We start from the raw sequence: 14141 nt of genomic DNA on the forward strand, positions 1-14141 counted from the left end.
GAAGGAGAGCTCGATGGACCGGTGGGACCGGATGGGGCGGCTGGCCGCGTACGGGGGCGCCGCCGCCATGGCCCCCTACGCCGTGATCAAGGTGTCGTGGGTGGTCGGCTCACTGCTCGGACTGGCGCCGGTCGGGGCCGGGTTCGGGCTCGCCGAATGGGTGGTGCTCAACACGATCACGGTCGGCATGGCGGTCATCGGAATCACTCTCGGACTGGCGCTGGCCCGGCCGTGGGGAATGCGGCTGCCCGGGGTGCCACTGGTGTTCTGCGCCTGGGTCGGCGCGGGGTTCCTGGTCTCGATGCTGCCGTACGCGGTGGCCGACTCGCTGCTGTCGGAGCCGGACGCCTCCGGCTCCGGGAGCGACAGCGACCCGCAGATGCCCGGCTGGGAGGCCGCCCTGATCCAGTTCGGCTTCATCGGCATGGGCCTGGGCCTGACCCTCGCGCTCCCCGCCTATCTGCGCAGGCGCTGGCCCGAGGCGTTCAGCGGCCGGGCCGGCGGTCCCGCACCGCTCGGCCGGGCGGCCGTGGCGCTCGGCGCCGCCGTCGGCCTGATGTGGCTGTACTGGGCGGCGGGCGGCACCGCGGGCCTCGCCCACCCCGACGAGGGCCGTACCACCTGGCGCCTGCTGTGCGGGATCTGCGGCACCTGGGCGCTGGTCGCCGCGTTCGCCGTGGCCCGCCCCGGCCGCGAGGGCCCCGGTCGGCTTCCCCGCTGGCTGCCGTCGGTCCTCGGCTGGCTCGGCTCGGGCTCGCTGTTCGCGTGGAGCGGCTGGAAGCTGCCCTTCACGCTGTACGTGGCGATCGCCTCGCCCTCCGACGTCGTCCTCCCGGAACGGCTGGGCCTCGCGATCACCCTCCACCTGTGCGCCGTCGCGGCGGGCGCCGCGATGATGTGGACCCTGACCCGCGCCCCGTCCCGGACCACCCCGGGCGTGGCCACGGCCCCACCCGCCTGACACCCCCCACCCACCTGACGCCGCCCGAGCCGCCCGAGCCGCCCGAGCCGCCCGAGCCGCCCGAGCCGCCCGAGCCGCCCGAGCCGCCCGAGCCGCCCGGCGCCAACGGCCGTGCGGGGCCGGAGGTTTCCGCCTCAGCGCTCCTCGCGCGTCGGATCGGGGTGCGGCGCCCAGCCGACAGGTGCGTCTCAACGAACACCCACGGGACGGAGGAACCGGCTCGGTTCCCCGTTCCAGGTGATGGTGAGGGCAGCACGGGCCCGGGTCGCCGCGCCGGCCGCAGACCGTCTGCGGCTTGAGGTCGCGGTGGAGCAGCCCGGCCTCGTATACGGTGCCGAGTCCTTCGGCGAGCAGGGCACCGAGACTGGCCGCCTCCACCAGCGGCAGCGGCCCCCGCTCGTCGACGATGGTCAGCAGGTCCTGACCGGGCCCGTCAGCGGTCACGAGCCTGTCAGTTCATGCGAGAGCCCGGCCCCGCCGCCTCGGCCGCGCGGCCGGTGTGGGACGTGGTCCAGGCGAGGTCGCGCCACCTCTCGGGAGGGCGGCCTCCATAGGGCAACCTTCACCTCGACTTGACTGTCTATTTACGGTCAGCCGCGCGTCCGTTTTCTGGAATCCAGGGGGATCCCGCATGAATCGCACCATACGTAGCGCCGTCATTTCCGTTGCCCTCACCTGCCTCGCGCTGGGCGTCTCCGCCTGTTCGGACGAGGATGCCGTAGACGCCGTCGACAAGGTGGTCGACCAGACGTACGAGGTCACCTATGAGGTGACGGGGAAGGATGTCGAGTCGATCGAGTTCAACGGGGGCGGCGGCAAGGCCATGGACCCGAAGACCGAAACGGTGGAGAAGCCCGCGCTGCCCTGGAAGAAGACGGTGACGCTGAGGGGCATCATGCCGTCGGCGGTCGCGCCGGTCTCCACCGGCTCCGAGGTGACCTGCAAGATCGTGCACAAGGGCAAGGTCATCGCCGAGGAGAAGGGCGAAAGCCTGATCAACGAGGGGGGCTGCGTCGCGGAGTCACCGATCGGCGGGTGACGCCGGACGGTTCGGCCGGACCCGACGCCGGTGACTCCGCCACCGCAGGCCCGCCGCCCGTTACTTCGCGGGCTCCAGCACCGCCACGCACTCCACATGGTGCGTCACCGGGAAGAGGTCGAAGGCGCGGGTGCGGCGCGGGGCGTAGCCCGCCTCGCGGAAGTACTTGAGGTCGCGGGCGAGGGCCGCCGGGTCGCAGGCGACATAGGCGATGCGACGGGCGCCCAGGGCCGCGACGCGGGTGACCGTCTCCTTGCCCGCGCCCGCGCGGGGCGGGTCCAGGACGATCAGGTCGGCCTCGGTGATCCCGGTGCGGGGCAGCACCTGCTCGACCTTGCCGTGCTCGACGCGGACGCGCTCCAGGTCCTGGAGGTTGTGCCGGGCGTCCTCGACCGCGCGCTTGCTCGACTCGATGCCCAGCACCGCGCCGCTCTCCCCCACCCGCTCGGCGATCGCGCCCGCGAAGAGGCCGACACCGCAGTACAGATCGAGGGCCATCTCGCCCTTACGGGGCATCAGTCCCTGCATCACGGCCTCGACGAGAACGTCCGCCGCCTTCGAGTGGACCTGCCAGAAGCCGCCCTCGCCGACCCGCCAGGTGCGGCCCGCCGCGCGCTCGCGGACGAAGGGGCGGCCGTGGACGCGGTGCACCAGACGGGTCCGCTCCCGGCCGCGGGACTCGCTGACCCGCAGCACCGAGACCGGCCGGTCCAGCTCCACGATCGGCAGCCGGCCGCCGGGGCGCGGGGTGAGGACCACCTGCCGGTCGGAGGAGCCGGTGGCGGCGATGGCCTCCACGGTGGCGATCTGGGGCCATTCGCGCTTCTCGACGCCGAGTTCGGTGACGCCGGGGGCGGCGATCAGACAGTGGTCGACCGGCTCGACGTCGTGCGAGCGGTGGCGGCGCAGCCCGGGACGGCCCTGCTCGTCCACCGCGTACTGCACCCGGGTGCGCCAGGCCGGGACCTCGCCGCGGGCCACCTTGTCGCCGGGCGCGGGCTCGACCGTGCCGTCCCAGCCCGCCTCCTCGGGGGTGAGCCCGGCCAGCCGGGCCAGCTGCTCGGTGATCACATCGGCCTTGAGCCTGCGCTGGGCGCCGGGGGCCGCGTGCTGCCAGTCGCAGCCGCCGCACTTGCCGGGCCCGGCGAACGGGCACGGCGCCTCCACCCGGTCCTTGGCGGCGTCCAGCACCCGCACCGCGTCGGCGCGCAGGAAACGCGCGCCCTCCTCGCCCTCGGTCACCCGGGCGACGACCCGCTCGCCGGGCAGCGCGTGCCGGACGAACAGCACCTGGCCCTCGGCGGTCCGGGCGATGCAGTGGCCGCCGTGCGCCACCGGGCCGACCTCGACCTCGTACTCCTCGCCGACCAGCGATGCCTTGGGTTCACTTTGCATGGCGGGCTCAGGCTCCAGAAGGTGTGAGGGGGCGCGGTGGGACAACAGCCCACCAGTCTACGTCCCGCCGGACCTCACCCCGTCACCCCCGGATCCCCGGGCCCCCGGATCCCCGGGCCCCAGGCCCCCGGATCCCCAAGCCTCCGGATCCCCGGGCCTAGCGACCCGGCACCTGCGAGGTGACGCCCGGCTTCTCGCCCTTCGCCCCCTTCTCGCCCTTCTCGCCCTTCTCCCGCTTGGGCGGGATCACCGGGCCGCGCCGCACCGCACCCGGCGCGCTCCACTCGGCCCGCTTGCGGGCCCGCTTCCGGGCCAGCTCGGAGGAGTCCAGCTGCCACGGCACGGAGGTCACCATGACGCCCGGGGTGAACAGCAGCCGCCCCTTGAGCCGCAGCGCGCTCTGGTTGTGCAGCAGATGCTCGTACCAGTGGCCGACCACGTACTCCGGGATGAAGACGGAGACCACATCGCGCGGGCTCTCCCGGCGCAGGCTCTTGACGTAGTCGATGACCGGCCGGGTGATCTCGCGGTAGGGCGAGTCGAGGATCTTGAGCGGTACGTCTATCCCGCGCTCGTGCCACACCGTCTGGAGCGCCTTCGTCTCGGCGGGGTCCACGTTGATGCTCAGCGCCTCCAGCCGGTGGGAGCGCATCAGCTTGGCGTAGGCCAGGGCGCGCAGCGTCGGCTTGTGGACCTTGGAGACCAGGACGATGGAGTGCACCCGGGAGGGGCGCACCTCCTCCTCGTCGAGATGTTCGGTGGCCGCCGCCAGTTCCTCGGAGACGCCGTCGTAGTGGCGCCTGATGGCCGTCATGGTGACGTAGAAGATGACCATGCCGAGCAGGGCGACCCAGGCGCCGTGGGTGAACTTCGTCAGCAGCACCACGACCAGCACCAGACCGGTGAAGAAGGCCCCGAAGGTGTTGATCGCGCGGGAGCGGATCATGCGGCGGCGGACGGCCTGGTCCCGCTCGGTGGCCAGATGGCGGTTCCAGTGCCGCACCATACCGGTCTGGCTGAGGGTGAACGAGACGAAGACACCGACGATGTAGAGCTGGATCAGCCGGGTGGAGTCGGCCCCGTAGAGGTAGACCAGGACCGCGGCGGCCGACGCCAGCAGCACGATGCCGTTGGAGAAGGCGAGCCGGTCGCCGCGGGTGTGCAGCTGACGGGGCAGATAGCGGTCCTGGGCCAGGATCGAGCCGAGCAGCGGGAAGCCGTTGTACGCGGTGTTGGCGGCCAGGAACAGCACCAGCGCGGTGGCTCCGGCCAGCACCACGAAGAGGAACGAGCCGTCGCCGAAGACCGCGGCCGCCACCTGCGAGATCACCGGGTTCTGGGTGTAGTCGGCGCCCACCGGGGTGCCGTTCTTCAGCAGGTCGTGCGCGGGGTTCTCGGCCATCTTGACGTTGGTGACCAGAGCGAGGGTGATGATGCCGACGAACATGGTCACGGCGAGGCCGCCCATCAGCGCCAGCGTCGTCGCCGCGTTACGGCTCTTGGGCTTGCGGAAGGCGGGCACGCCGTTGCTGATCGCCTCGACGCCGGTCAGGGCCGCGCAGCCGTCGGAGAACGCGCGCAGCAGCAGGAAGATCAGCGCGAAACCGGCCAGCCCGGTCTGCTCGGCGTGCACCTCGAAGCCCGCGGTGGGGGCCTTCATGTCGTCGCCCTGGACCAGCCCGCGGTAGGCGCCCCAGAGGATCATCACGAAGACGCCGCCGACGAAGACATAGGTGGGGACCGCGAAGAGCTTGCCCGACTCCCGTACGCCCCGCAGGTTCATGAGCGTCAGCAGCAGGATGATCCCGACCGCGCAGAGCGTCTTGTGCTCGACGATGAAGGGGACGGCCGAGCCGAGGTTCTCCACACCGGAGGAGATCGACACCGCCACCGTGAGGACGTAGTCGACCAGCAGGGCGCTGGCGACGGTCAGCCCGGCCTTGGGGCCGAGGTTGGTGGTGGCGACCTCGTAGTCACCGCCTCCGCTGGGGTACGCGTGGACGTTCTGGCGGTACGAGGCGACCACCGTGAACATCAGCACGATGATCGCGATCGTGATCCACGGGCTGTAGTGGTAGGCCGACGCCCCCGCCACGGACAGAACGATCATCACCTGCCCCGGCGCGTACGCGACGGAGGACAGGGGGTCGGAAGCGAAGACGGGGAGCGCGATGCGCTTCGGGAGGAGGGTCTCCCCCAGCTTGTCGCTGCGCAGCGCCCGCCCGATCAGGATCCGTTTCGGGAGGTCGGTCAGTTTGGACACGCAGAGGATCGTAAGGGGTAGCCCGTGCCCCCGCCCACCCGCCCACCCCCGGGAAAAGGGGCGGGCGGGAGCACGGACCCCCGAGCGGTCAGGCCAGTCGCGCGGGCAGGGTGCGGTGGCCGTTGGAGATGAACGACTCCACCGGCTCCAGGGGGTCCTGCCCGGACGCGAGTGCGAGCCCGGGGAAGCGGTCGAAGAGCGCCGGGAGCGCGATCGCGGCCTCCAGCCGCCCCAGCGGGGCGCCGACGCACAGATGGACGCCGTGGCCGAACGCCAGATGGTTCTTGAGCCGCCGGGTGACGTCGAAGGCGTCCGCGTCGCCGTGCACCTCCGGGTCGCGTCCGGCGGCCGCGTAGGCGGCCAGGATCGCGTCGCCCTTGCGCAGCACCACGCCGCCGTCCAGCTCGATGTCCTCCACCGCGTAGCGCAGCGGCAGGTTGGCGACCGGGGCGGAGTGCCGCAGGGTCTCCTCGATCACATCGTCCCAGGTGGCCCGGGACGCCCGGACGTGCTCGAGCTGCTCGGGCCGGGTGAGCAGCGCGTGGATGGCGTTGTCCAGGAGGTTGACCGTGGTCTCATGACCGGCCGAGAGGAACAGGGCGAGGGTGTCGGTCAGCTCCTTCTCGCTGAGCCTGGAGCCGCTCTCCTCGTCCCGCACCGCGATCAGCCCGCTGGTCAGGTCGTCGCCGGGGTTCTCGCGCTTGGTGGCCACCAGTTCGCCGAGTACGGCGTACATCTCGCCGTAGGTGGCGGTGACCTCCTCCGCGGAGGCTGAGGTGTGGAAGATGCTGTCCACGACCCGGCGCATCCGCTCGCGCAGGTTCTCGTCCTCGAGCCCGAACAGCTCGGAGATCACCTGGATGGGCAGCGGATACGCGTACGCCTCGCGCAGGTCGACCACCTCGCCCGGCGCGACGGCGGCCAGGTCGTCCAGGAGCCTGGCGCAGATCTCCTCGATGCGCGGCCGCAGGGCGGCGGTGCGCCGGGCGGTGAACGCCTTGGAGACCAGGGTGCGCAGCCGCCGGTGCTCACCCCCGTAGGCCGTGAACATGTTCTCCACGGCGACCCAGGTGATCAGCGGCCACTCCGGCGAGATCTCACCGTTGTTCCACGCGGGCCAGTGCTGCCGGGGGTCCTTGGAGACCCGTGGGTCGGTCAGCAGCTGTTTGAGCGTGCGCTGGCGGGTTATTGCCCACGCCACCACGCCGTCAGGAAGCTCAACAAGCGTCGCCTCGCCGCCTGCTGCGACTCGGGCTGCCTCTCCGACGATGTCTCGGCCGGCGGGGTCGAGGACGATGGGACGGGGTTCCACTGGCTGCCTCCAGGGTTCTCGTCGAATGGGGCCGACTTGGACACGGATGCCGCGAACGGCTCGGCCTGAGCCGCCGCCTGGGCGGGGAAGCGCACCGGCAGGGCGGCCAGGGCGCGGTGGAAGGGGCCGGTCCGCCAGGTCAGCCGCTCGACCGGAACCGCCAGTTCCATGTCGGGGAGGCGGTCCAGGAGCCGCTCGATGGCCACGGAGGCGATCACCCGGGCGGGCCGCTCGGCGGGGCAGCGGTGGGCGCCCGCGCTCCAGGCCAGATGGGCCCGGTTGCCGGAGCGGCGGTCGGAGGCCAGGGCGGCCTCGTGGTTGGCCGCCGCGTAGCTGATCAGCACCGGGTCGCCCTTGCGCAGCCGTACGCCCGCCACCTCGCAGTCGTACCGGGGGAACCGGGTGCCGTAGTTGGCCATCGGCGGATCGTTCCAGAGCACCTCGTCCAGGGCGTCCTGGACGGGCATGCTGCCGCCGGACAGCTCACCGGCGAAGCGGTCGTCCGACAGCAGCAGCCGCAGCGCGTTGGCGATCAGGTTCTGCTCGGGGTCGGTACCGGCCGCCATCATCAGGATGATCTGCTGCATCAGCTCGTCGTCGGAGAGCTGCGAGGGGTGGGCGATCAGCCAGGAGGTGACGTCGGCGGCGAGCTGCTCGCGCTTCTCCGCCACCAGGCCGGAGATCCACCGGAGCAGCTCGTCGTTGGCCGCCGCCGCGTCCTCGCCGCTGTCGAAGAGCTTCATCATCGTCTCGACCAGCTTCGGCCCGTCCGCCGGGCGGGCGCCGAAGAGCTGGTTGAAGACCAGCAGCGGGAGCACCGACGCGTACTCGGTGATCAGATCGGCCTGGCCCCGGGAGGCGAAGGCGTCGATCAGCGTCTCCGCGCTGCGCTCGACGTACTCGCTGAGGGCGTGCGGATCCACCCGGTCCAGGCTGTCGGTGATCGCCCCGCGCAGCCGGGCATGTGCCTCCCCGTCGCTGAACAGCGCGTTCGGCCGGTACATCATCATCGGCGCGACCGGGTTGTCCAGCCCCACGGTGCCGTCCTGCATCGCCCGCCAGCTACGCGGGTCCTTGGCGAACCGCTCGGTGTCGCGCAGGATCTCCAGGCCGAGCTGATAGCTGGTGACCAGCGAGGCGTACACCCCCGGCGACAGCTCGACCGGTGCGATCGGCCCGAAGGTGGCGCGCATCCGCGCATAGGCACCGTGCGGGTCGTCGGCGAACTCCTGACCGTACATCGGCACGGCCGCGCGGGACCCGGTGGCGCCCCCGGCCTCGGCGGGGGCGGCGTGCGCGGGGCAGCCGGGCGGCGGAACGGGTCCGACGGCTGGACTGTTGGTCACACAATCTCCTGAGAACTACGGGTCTGGCGGGCCTGTAGGTACTGGACGAGGGCGATCAGCGCGCGGGTGGAGGAGATCCGGTCCCGGGCGTCGCAGGTCACCAGGGGGGTCTCCGGAAGCAGATCGAGGGCCTCCCGCACCTCCGGCTCGGCGAAGCGGGGAGCGCCCTCGAAGTGGTTGACGGCGACGGCGTACGGCAGTCCGTGCTCCTCCAGGACGGCCATCACCGGGAAGGACTGCTCCAGCCGCCGGGTGTCGGCCAGCACCAGCGCGCCCAGCGCCCCGAGCGTCATGTCCCGCCACAGCCGGGTGAAGCGCCGCTGCCCCGGTGTGCCGAACAGATAGAGCACCAGGGACTCGCTGAGGGTGAGCCGGCCGAAGTCCATGGCGACGGTGGTGGTCGTCTTGTCCTCGGTGCCCCGCAGATCGTCGATGAGCGCACCGGCCTCGGTCATCGTCTCCTCGGTGCGCAGCGGCCGGATTTCCGACAGCGAGCTCACATAGGTCGTCTTGCCGACCGCGAAGTGCCCGACGACCAGGATCTTCGCCGCCACCCGCACCGTGGCCGGCAGATAGGCCGCCTGGTCAGAGGCGAGCGCGGAGTCCATCGAGCACCTCCTGGAGCAGCTGGACCTCGGGGAGTTCGGCGGGCGGGATCGGGGCCCGCGCGCTGATGTGGCCACTGTCCACGAGGTCGCCGAGCAGCACCTTGGTGACGCTGACGGGCAGCTCCAGATACCCGGAGACCTCGGCCACCGAGAGCGCGCCGCCCAGGCACAGCTCCATGACCCGCCGCTTCTCCGGGCTGAGCCCGGTGAGCGGCCGGTCGGGGTGGGCCATGACCAGGGTCACCAGGTCGAAGGTGTTACGAGTCGGGTAGGCACGGCCGTCGGTCACGACATACGGCCGTACCAATCCTCGTTCGCGCCTCCCCGGGCTCATGCGTGGCTGCCGATCCCCTGCCGCGGGAGGCCCTGCCTCGGCGGGCTGGTGAGCTCCTTGCCGAGCCGGTCGACGAGTTTCTGCATCCGGTAGCTGACCGCCTCCATGTCCACCGCCTCGGTGGCCGAGACCGCCAGATACGCACCGGGCCCGGCGGCGATCAGGAAGACGTACCCGCCGACGAACTCGACCAGCGTCTGCTGCCAGGGCGTCTCGTGCGGATCACAGAACTCGGAGGTGGAGCGGCTGATCGACTGCAGTCCGGAGAGTGCGGCGGCCTGGCGCTCGGCCTCGTCGCGCGCGATGCCCTGGGAGTGTGCCCGGAGCATCCCGTCCGCGGAGAGCAGGATCGCGTGCCGCGCCTCCGGCATCTTGACGACCTCGTCGAGCATCCAGCCGAGCTCGTTGTTGAGATGGTCGTTCATGCCTGGCGATTCCCTTCGTCATGGTGCGGGGCGGAGTCCTGGGTGGCGGACCGGCCGGAGCGGGTGCCGCGGGCGAACGCGCCCATCCGCGAAGCGGTTTCCTTCGCGGACCGCACGCGGAACGCGCCCGTGTCGGGGTCGGCGGCGCCGGTCTGCCCGGCGCCCGTGGTCCAGTCGCCGGGCGGCGGGGTGGCCGCGGCCTGCCGGCGGCGGCGCTTGGGCAGACCGCCCGCCGTGGTGCCGTACACGCCGGTGCCCTCGCCGTCGGGGGACGGCTGGGGCGCCGGGGCGGGTGCCGGTTCCGGGGCGGATGCCGCCTGGGCCGGTGCCGGAGGCTGGGCCCGGTGCGGGATCGGCGCCTGGTGCGGGGCCGGGGCCTGATGCGGGGAGGGAGCCTGGTGCGGGGCCGGGGCCTGATACGAGCCCGGGGCCCGGTGCGGGATCGGGGACGGCTCCTGCGCCTGGGCCGGGGCGGCCGGAGCCTGCTGCGCCCTCCTGGGGGGACGGGTCCTGCGGGAGGGCAGGGTGTGCAGCGGCTCGGCGCCCTCGGGGTCCTGCCCGGCGGTGCCCGGCCGCCCGTCGGGGTCGACATGGGTGAGCAGCTCGGTCGGCAGGAACAGCACGGCGCGCACACCGCCGTACGGGGACCGGGTGTCCACCGAGACGCTGAAGCCGTACCGCGCGGCCAGCAGGCCCACCACGGCGAAGCCGAACTGCGGCGGGTCGCCGAGCCGGGCGACGTCCACGGCGCGCTGGCCGGAGAGCAGGCTGGCGGCCCGCTGGACCTCCAGGCCGTCCATGCCCACACCGGCGTCGTCGATCACGATGCAGGCCCCGTTGTGCACCGGCTGGAGGCTGACCTCCACCGAGGTGTTGGGCTGCGAGTGGCGGGCGGCGTTGTCCAGCAGCTCGGCGACCGCGAGCACCGCGGGCTCCACGGCCCGGCTCACCACGGCGACGTCGATCAGGGTGTGCACCTGGACGCGCTGGTAGTCGCGGATGCGCGACTTGGCGCCGCGGACCACATCGGTCAGCGAGGAGGCCAGCCGCTGCCGGCCGGGCCAGGAGCCGCAGAGCACCGCGATGGCCTGGGCGCGCCGGCCGAACTGGGCGTTGGCGTGGTCGATCTCCAGCAGGTCCCGCAGCACATCGGGGTTGTCGTGCCGCTCCTGCATCTCGGAGATGGAGACCTGCTGTTCATTGGCGAGTCCCTGGACGGCTCGCATGGACGCCTTGAGCGCCGCCTTGGCGGAGGCGTCGGCGCGCGTCTGCGCCTTGTCCACCGCCCGGGTGAACTGCTCCATGACGGCGTGCAGGCTCTGCGCGAAGGCCGTACCGGCCAGCTTCTCGTCGCGCAGGCCCGGCAGCGGGCCGGCCTGGCTCAGCGCGTCGGCGATCGAGGGGAGGCGTACGTCGACGAGGTGGCGCACCTCCTCGTCACGGGCGCGCAGGCTGTCCTCGAGCGTGGCGTTGCGCCTGCGGACTCCGGCGGTGATCTGCCGCTGGCGGATCAGAAGCACCAGGACGACGAGAAGCGCGGCGGCCAGACACCAGCTCACCGCCTCCGATATGTGATCAGTCATCAGGAACCTCGTGCAGGAGAAACGCGGGCGCGGAAGGAACGTTCAGAGCCCTGATGTCCCGTCCGGAAACGGAATACGACGATCATCTTAGCCATGTCGTGACCTAGCGTCCGACACCCGTGACAAAGTTCGAACCAGCGGGAATCACCGGTCATTTGTCATGTGGTTTCGGTGAAGATCCGGGATTTCAGGCGAAGATGAAGGGTCTCGACCACCCGAGGAGCGCCGCAACCCGGGCCCACCGTAGTGGTCACGGCTGATCACCGACAGCTTTTTCACTCTCCATCCGCAACCGGAAATGATCGTTACCTCTTTCCTCCGGGCGTGTCCGCGATCGCCTCCGGCCACCTCCGCTCATCACCGATCACCGTGGGAACTTTCGGGCTATGTCATACGTCACCACCTTCATTTCCGGACCGTCGCGCGCGGACGGGGGAGCGGGCCGCCGGTACGGATACGGTGGGGAGAGGTGCCGCGGCGGCCGACTCCCGTCGTCCCCTGGCACCGGCATCGGGGTTCCGCCCCGCTGTCGCCCCGTAGGTCCTGGAAGGAAGATGTGAGCAGGGTGTTTGCGCAGGTCGGCACGGTCATCAGGAGTGCGGGGTAGGACGCATGCATATCGTGATCATGGGCTGCGGCCGGGTGGGCGCGGCCCTCGCCCAGACCCTGGAGCAACAGGGGCACACGGTCGCGGTCGTCGACCAGGACCCCACCGCCTTCCGCCGCCTCGGCGCGGGCTTCGGCGGGCGCCGGGTGACCGGCGTCGGCTTCGACCAGGACACCCTGCGCGAGGCGGGCATCGAGGAGGCCGGGGCCTTCGCCGCGGTCAGCAGCGGCGACAACTCCAACATCATCGCGGCCCGGGTGGCCCGCGAGATGTTCGGCGTGGAGAACGTGGCGGCCCGGATCTACGACCCCCGCCGGGCCGAGGTCTATCAGCGCCTCGGCATCCCGACCGTGGCCACGGTGCGCTGGACCGCCGACCAGATGCTGCGGCGGCTGCTGCCGTCCGGCGCGGAGCCGCTGTGGCGGGACCCGAGCGGCGGGGTCCAGCTGGCCGAGGTGCACATCTCCCCCTCGTGGGTGGGCCACAAGGTCAGCACGCTCCAGGAGGAGACCGGGGTGCGGGTCGCGTTCCTCACCCGGCTCGGCGAGGCGATGCTGCCGACCTCCGGGACGGTGCTCCAGGAGGGCGACCTGGTGCATGTGATGATGCGCACCGACGAGGTCGAGAAGGTCGAGGCGGCGTTCGAAAAGGGTCCCGAGGAGGCAAGCCGATGAGGGTCGCCATTGCCGGTGCGGGCGCCGTGGGGCGTTCCATCGCGAGCGAGCTGCTGGAGAACGGGCACGAGGTGCTCCTCATCGACAAGGCGCCGACCGCCATCTCGGTGGAGCGGGTGCCGCAGGCCGAGTGGCTGCTGGCCGACGCCTGCGAGATCACCTCGCTGGACGAGGCCGCGCTGCAGCGCTGCAACGTGGTCATCGCGGCCACCGGTGACGACAAGGTCAACCTGGTCGTCTCGCTGCTCGCCAAGACCGAGTACGGGGTGCCCCGGGTGGTCGCCCGGGTCAACAACCCCAAGAACGAATGGCTGTTCAACGAGGCGTGGGGCGTCGATGTGGCCGTCTCCACCCCGCGTCTGATGTCGGCGCTGGTCGAGGAGGCGGTGAGCGTCGGCGATCTGGTGCGGCTGCTCCGCTTCAGCCACGGCGACGCCAACCTGGTGGAGCTGACGCTGCCGCCGGAGGCGGCGCTGGTGGGCACCCGGGTCGGCGATGTGGAGTGGCCGGAGGACACCACGCTGGTCACCATCATCCGCGGCACCCGCGTGCTGACCCCGAACAAGGACGATGTGCTGGAGGCCGGGGACGAGCTGCTGTTCGTCGCGGCGCAGGCGCGCGAGGAGCAGCTGGAGGCGCTGCTGTCCGTCCAGCGCCAGGACACCGCGGGCTGACGAGGGACGTCTCGGGCTGACGGGGCCGGGCCCTGCCCAGGACTGTGCCCGCCACCCGGGAGACCGGGCGGCGGGCACAGCGCCTCGGTGAACGCCTCAGTGCCGGGGCGGCTGCCGGTCGGCGGATTCGGTACGGGCCTCGGACACGATCTGGCCGGTCCACTCCGAGAGCAGCGGATCGGCGATCTTGTCGGCCTCGGCCTTCGTCCGCTCCCGCTCCCGCTCGGCCTTCTCCTCCGCCTCCATCTCCGCGATGACGTCGATCGGCGGCGGGGCCTTGGCCAGGAAGATCCAGGTCAAGTAGACGCAGAGCAGGAACGGCGGAATGCCGAGCGCCACCTTGACCCAGCCGAGCTGGGTGGCGTCCCCCCACCAGTACAGCGGGAACAGCACCGCCGACTTGGCCAGCAGGATCAGCCCCCACGCCCAGGTGGACCGGGTGTACGCGCGGAACCGGCCCGGGTTGCGGGTGCGCCAGGAGAGGTTCTCCTTCAGCATCGGCCCGAGCAGCACGCCGATCAGCGGGAAGCGGAAGATCGCCGAGAGGATGTAGGCGATCGCCAGGCCCAGGGTGTAGAGCATGCCCGGCAGATAGAAGTTCTTCGCGTCGCCGGAAATCATCGCGAAGATCGCGCCGAACGCGACCCCGAGGACCCCGCTGAAGGCGTGCTTCAGGGTCTCCTTGCGCACCAGCCGGGCGAGCCCGAGCAGCACGGTGAGGCCGAGCGCGGCGATCGCGGCGAGGTGGATGTCCCGCTTGATCGTGTACATCAGGACGAAGACCAGACCGGGGACGGTGGTGTCCACCATGCCCCGCACCCCGCCGAACGCCTCCATGAGCGCGGTGTCCGCCGCCGCCCTGCTGTCGGCGGCGGTACGTCGGTGCCCGGTCGGGGGCGTCTTGTCGTCTGGTGTCACCG

At 71.7% G+C, this 14141-nt stretch carries 13 protein-coding genes; 4 read left to right on the plus strand and 9 right to left on the minus strand.

Features of this window, described 5'->3' with window-relative positions:
* Nucleotides 1-13 precede the first annotated feature (13 nt).
* Together NP777_RS36375 and NP777_RS36380 are read left to right on the plus strand one after the other, a co-directional pair.
* Nucleotides 14-961 carry a hypothetical protein gene (locus NP777_RS36375; protein ID WP_256654459.1) on the plus strand — a complete coding sequence of 316 codons (948 nt, stop codon included), beginning with the start codon at nucleotides 14-16 and terminating at the stop codon, nucleotides 959-961.
* Between the two features lie 631 nt (nucleotides 962-1592).
* Complete coding sequence (locus tag NP777_RS36380) at nucleotides 1593-2000, plus strand: hypothetical protein (protein WP_256654460.1); 408 nt, start codon at nucleotides 1593-1595, stop codon at nucleotides 1998-2000.
* Between the two features lie 60 nt (nucleotides 2001-2060).
* On the opposite strand, the gene NP777_RS36385 is transcribed toward NP777_RS36380, so the two are convergent.
* From NP777_RS36385 to NP777_RS36420, 8 genes are all read right to left on the minus strand, one after another.
* On the minus strand, nucleotides 2061-3395 hold the full coding sequence (locus NP777_RS36385; protein ID WP_256654461.1) for a class I SAM-dependent RNA methyltransferase: 1335 nt from the start codon (nucleotides 3393-3395) through the stop codon (nucleotides 2061-2063).
* Between the two features lie 157 nt (nucleotides 3396-3552).
* Entirely contained in the window at nucleotides 3553-5658 is a 2106-nt protein-coding gene (locus NP777_RS36390) for an APC family permease (protein ID WP_256654462.1), read from the minus strand.
* 88 nt (nucleotides 5659-5746) lie between these two features.
* A complete protein-coding gene (locus tag NP777_RS36395; RefSeq protein ID WP_256654463.1) occupies nucleotides 5747-6862 on the minus strand; it encodes a cytochrome P450 family protein in 1116 nt (371 codons plus the stop codon).
* Nucleotides 6844-8316 (minus strand): cytochrome P450, encoded by a 1473-nt coding sequence (locus tag NP777_RS36400; RefSeq protein WP_256654464.1) that lies wholly within the window; start codon nucleotides 8314-8316, stop codon nucleotides 6844-6846. The genes NP777_RS36395 and NP777_RS36400 overlap by 19 nt, the downstream gene beginning before the upstream one ends.
* Entirely contained in the window at nucleotides 8313-8924 is a 612-nt protein-coding gene (locus tag NP777_RS36405; protein ID WP_256654465.1) for a GTP-binding protein, read from the minus strand. Before NP777_RS36405 ends, NP777_RS36400 begins: the two co-directional genes overlap by 4 nt.
* Nucleotides 8902-9258, minus strand: coding sequence for a DUF742 domain-containing protein (locus tag NP777_RS36410; RefSeq protein WP_256654466.1), 357 nt, complete (start codon nucleotides 9256-9258; stop codon nucleotides 8902-8904). Before NP777_RS36410 ends, NP777_RS36405 begins: the two co-directional genes overlap by 23 nt.
* Nucleotides 9255-9683, minus strand: coding sequence for a roadblock/LC7 domain-containing protein (locus NP777_RS36415; protein ID WP_037962350.1), 429 nt, complete (start codon nucleotides 9681-9683; stop codon nucleotides 9255-9257). The genes NP777_RS36410 and NP777_RS36415 overlap by 4 nt, the downstream gene beginning before the upstream one ends.
* A complete protein-coding gene (locus tag NP777_RS36420) occupies nucleotides 9680-11266 on the minus strand; it encodes an ATP-binding protein (RefSeq protein WP_256654467.1) in 1587 nt (528 codons plus the stop codon). Before NP777_RS36420 ends, NP777_RS36415 begins: the two co-directional genes overlap by 4 nt.
* 612 nt (nucleotides 11267-11878) lie before the next feature.
* On the opposite strand from NP777_RS36420, the gene NP777_RS36425 reads away from it, so the two are divergent.
* Complete coding sequence (locus NP777_RS36425) at nucleotides 11879-12547, plus strand: potassium channel family protein (protein ID WP_256654468.1); 669 nt, start codon at nucleotides 11879-11881, stop codon at nucleotides 12545-12547.
* The gene (locus tag NP777_RS36430; RefSeq protein ID WP_256654469.1) at nucleotides 12544-13221 is read left to right on the plus strand and encodes a potassium channel family protein; all 678 of its coding nucleotides are present in this window, start codon (nucleotides 12544-12546) and stop codon (nucleotides 13219-13221) included. Before NP777_RS36425 ends, NP777_RS36430 begins: the two co-directional genes overlap by 4 nt.
* A 96-nt stretch (nucleotides 13222-13317) precedes the next feature.
* Here the strand turns inward: NP777_RS36430 and NP777_RS36435 are convergent, their stop codons facing one another.
* Nucleotides 13318-14139 carry a DUF3159 domain-containing protein gene (locus NP777_RS36435; RefSeq protein WP_256654470.1) on the minus strand — a complete coding sequence of 274 codons (822 nt, stop codon included), beginning with the start codon at nucleotides 14137-14139 and terminating at the stop codon, nucleotides 13318-13320.
* Between the last annotated feature and the right edge of the window lie 2 nt (nucleotides 14140-14141).

Source organism: Streptomyces rugosispiralis, from assembly GCF_024505145.1.
In the GTDB taxonomy this organism is placed as follows: domain Bacteria; phylum Actinomycetota; class Actinomycetes; order Streptomycetales; family Streptomycetaceae; genus Streptomyces; species Streptomyces rugosispiralis.